The sequence below is a fragment of the Bradyrhizobium sp. UFLA05-153 genome (assembly GCF_054185185.1).
The window spans coordinates 1-2,971 of record NZ_JBBIAM010000270.1 but is presented as its reverse complement, the minus strand read 5'-3'; the positions used below and the strand labels follow the sequence as shown (position 1 = coordinate 2,971).

Genomic DNA, 2,971 nt, shown 5'->3' with positions numbered 1-2,971 from the left:
GATGCTCGAATCGGGCTTGTCCGGATCTGCGCGGGGGGTGTCCAGCAATGGGCATCCCTACCGCGAACCAAGACCCGCACCGGGCATCTTGTGGCCGACTTCGAGGGCGTTCGAATTTCGTCACTGCTGGCGCAATCGAAAGAGGTCGCCTTAGTCGGCGGCCTCTGTTCAATGCGCTTTGGTCGATCCCATCCCCTACCTAAAGTTCATCAGTCCAGCCGAACTAGGTTACCTGCAATGTAACAGATACGAACAAGAGTTTTGGTCTCTGAGCCTTCCGACCACGAGAGGTGTTCGGGCTCCGGTGTTGTGGTGGCGACTGTGCCGTATTTCTGGTCGTTCGAAAGCTGAAACACGCGATGATAAGAAGCATCAATCGAGACTTGACGGCCAGCAACAGGCCCGTAATTGGTCGTAGCCTTGTAAGTCCCGGGCGTTGGGTTCGTTGTAAAGGAGTTATTTACGAGAGGAGTGTGGGTGAAGGAGTACGAGAAAGTGCCAGCACTCACTGCGGCTTTGGCGGGCGGCGGTGGAGGCATGTTCCCCCATGTTCCAGATGTAGTGCCCGTTCCGTCGCCATTGAAAGTCAAGCGAGCCTGGAAGTAGCCCGAGTACCAAGCGCTATCGGTGCCATTCGCAATCGTCGGATTTCCCTTGCTGTCGTTCGCAAATCCAGACGGGGCAGATAGACATGTCGAAGTGCCAGCGACGGCATAGGTGCCTTTCAGATTGTCGCCAGCAAAAGCCGCTCCTGTCGAAACCGCCATATTGGCGAAGATCAATACCATTGCGATTTTGTAACCGTGTCTCATGGCATTACCTCCTGTTGTGCGATTTCAATTCAAGACGATGGCCCCTCAATTCGAGCAAGCGTTGCCGGACAAGCCCTCCATCGCCGTGCTGCCGTTCGAGAACATGAGCGGCGATCCCGAGCAGGAGTATTTTGCAGATGGGATGGTCGAGGAAATCATCACCGCGCTGTCGCGGTTCGGATGGTTGTTCGTAATCGCACGCAATTCGAGCTTCACCTTCAAGGGCCAAGCCGTCGATATAAAGGAGGTCGGACGCAGGCTCGGCGTGCGCTATGTTCTTGAGGGGGCTGTGCGCAAGGCATCGGGCAAAGTTCGTATCACAGGGCAGTTGATTGATGCGGTGACGGGCGCACACATTTGGGCGGATAGGTTCGAGCGCGACTTGACTGACGTTTTCGCTCTCCAAGATGAAGTGACGGTCGCCGTTGTCTCAGCCATTCGGCCAAAGTTGCTTCAAACGGAAATTGCAACGGCGATGCGGCGGCGGTCGGAGAACCTTACCGCCTATGATTTTTATCTCCGGGCCTTGCCGCAGCTTTACCTAACCACCCCCGAAGGTTTGGCCGAGGCGATCAGGCTGGCTCATCGCGCTTTGGAGCTGGACCCTGGGTTGGGCTTGGTCGCGGCTCTGGCAGGTCTCTGTCACATGCAAAGGGTCCTTTTTGGCTATGCTGCCGATCCTAAATTCGAGCGCAAGGAAGCAGTCCGGCTCTTTCGTTTGGCTTTAAGCGTCGACGATGATGATCCGGAAACGTTGGCATGGGCTTGCTTAACCTCGGCGTTCATGGTCGGCGATAGCGAAACCGAGATCGAAATGGCGGACCGGGCGGTCGCGCTCAACCCAAATTCATTTCAGGGATGGAGCAGTAGAGGCCATGTCTATAGAATTACGGGGCGGCCGGAGGAAGCGGTCCGGAGCTTTGAACGTGGCATTCGCATGAGCCCGGTAGACCCGCGGCTACGTCATACGTTTGCTGGGATGGGGCTGGCCTTGATTGAGCTTGGTCGCTTTGACGAGGCCATCGCGGCAGGGAAGAAAGCCCAACGTCAGAGCCCCTTTCTTGGGCCAGCTTACCGCTGTCTTGCGTCCGCTTTCGCCCATCTCGGACGTGACGTTGAGGCGCGTGAGGCGGCGTCGCGTCTGCATGAACCCGATGTCCCGCCTCGTTTTCTGTGGTGAACACCTCGGCTCCGTAACGTTCACTGCTGTAGACGAGGGGCGCGAACCAGCGGCGTGACCGCCGCGGTATTAGCGCACGCGGCCCCTGTGAACTTGGGCGGCGGCCGCCCCCTTTAAGGCAGCGGTTTGAAGGCGAGCTTTCCAGAACCGTGGTTTGACATTGAAGGCGGGAGCGCAAGGTTCCGGCGTCACCACCGTGGACCGGACCCATGTCATTTCGATGAAGCAAATGGAGCAAATCGGAAGGGCAAGCTGCTCCAACGCCGAATTTAATCTGTCCACTATGGGTCCGAGCGCTCTCCTAACCGCGAGGGTCGTAAACGTCTTACTCGTTCCTCTATGGCCATCAGGCGGAGAGATTGTGATTTTGACGATCAGAGCCCAAGTGACGCGGATCACAGCTTCTTACCAAGGGCTGGCGTAAAATCTGGCGTGCTCAACCCGCAACTACGCGAGCCCGACATGAAGCCTGAGCGGATCAAATGGAAACGGACGAAGGGCAGGCAACAGTTGTTGCTCGATAAAATCTATGATGCTGTTACAGAAGAATTTACCCGCGACGCGATGGCATCGCTTGCCACCGTACTCGCGCATCTCTGTATCGTCACTAATGTCCCAAAGCCGGAGGCTCTTAAGGCTTTCGGGAGTGTCTATGACGAAGCTCGCGACGCGGTTTCGGGCAGCTGTGTCAATACCTCTCTATTGAACTAGACGGGCTCGGAATGCACGCCGTGGCGCGCTTCGTCGGTGATCAGGATCACCGGCCGCACCCCCCTGCCGCTACCGGCCTCGCCACGAGACCCGCCTGTCATGTCCTGAAAGTTGCGGAGCGCACGCGCCGCTTGGGTGCCGATGTTAGACGATCATTCGAGCATCAGCGCCAGAGTCACTCGGCTGAGGTCGGGTTATTCGCGCGCGGTCTTATCGACCATGGTCAACAAGACGTGCGGATGCGCGACGAAACAAAATCTGCCGGGAT

The 2,971-nt window shown here is 57.3% G+C and carries 4 protein-coding genes; 3 read left to right on the top strand and 1 reads right to left on the bottom strand.

Features of this window, described 5'->3' with window-relative positions:
• Nucleotides 1-209: 209 nt before the first annotated feature.
• A complete protein-coding gene (locus Q2941_RS51125) occupies nucleotides 210-812 on the bottom strand; it encodes a hypothetical protein (RefSeq protein ID WP_458197473.1) in 603 nt (200 codons plus the stop codon).
• Nucleotides 813-873: 61 nt separating this feature from the next.
• On the opposite strand from Q2941_RS51125, the gene Q2941_RS51120 reads away from it, so the two are divergent.
• From Q2941_RS51120 to Q2941_RS51110, 3 genes are all read left to right on the top strand, one after another.
• Nucleotides 874-1,992, top strand: coding sequence for a tetratricopeptide repeat protein (locus Q2941_RS51120; protein WP_458197472.1), 1,119 nt, complete (start codon nucleotides 874-876; stop codon nucleotides 1,990-1,992).
• Nucleotides 1,993-2,454: 462 nt separating this feature from the next.
• On the top strand, nucleotides 2,455-2,703 hold the full coding sequence (locus Q2941_RS51115) for a hypothetical protein (protein WP_458197471.1): 249 nt from the start codon (nucleotides 2,455-2,457) through the stop codon (nucleotides 2,701-2,703).
• Between the two features lie 20 nt (nucleotides 2,704-2,723).
• The coding region (locus Q2941_RS51110) for a hypothetical protein (protein ID WP_458197470.1) at nucleotides 2,724-2,971 on the top strand (248 nt) is incomplete at its 3' end.

Bases quoted from the DNA above. Each gene is read 5' to 3' on its own strand.
- Q2941_RS51125 (WP_458197473.1), bottom strand. From the start codon at position 812: ATGAGACACGGTTACAAAATCGCAATGGTATTGATCTTCGCCAATATG.
- Q2941_RS51115 (WP_458197471.1), top strand. From the start codon at position 2,455: ATGAAGCCTGAGCGGATCAAATGGAAACGGACGAAGGGCAGGCAACAG.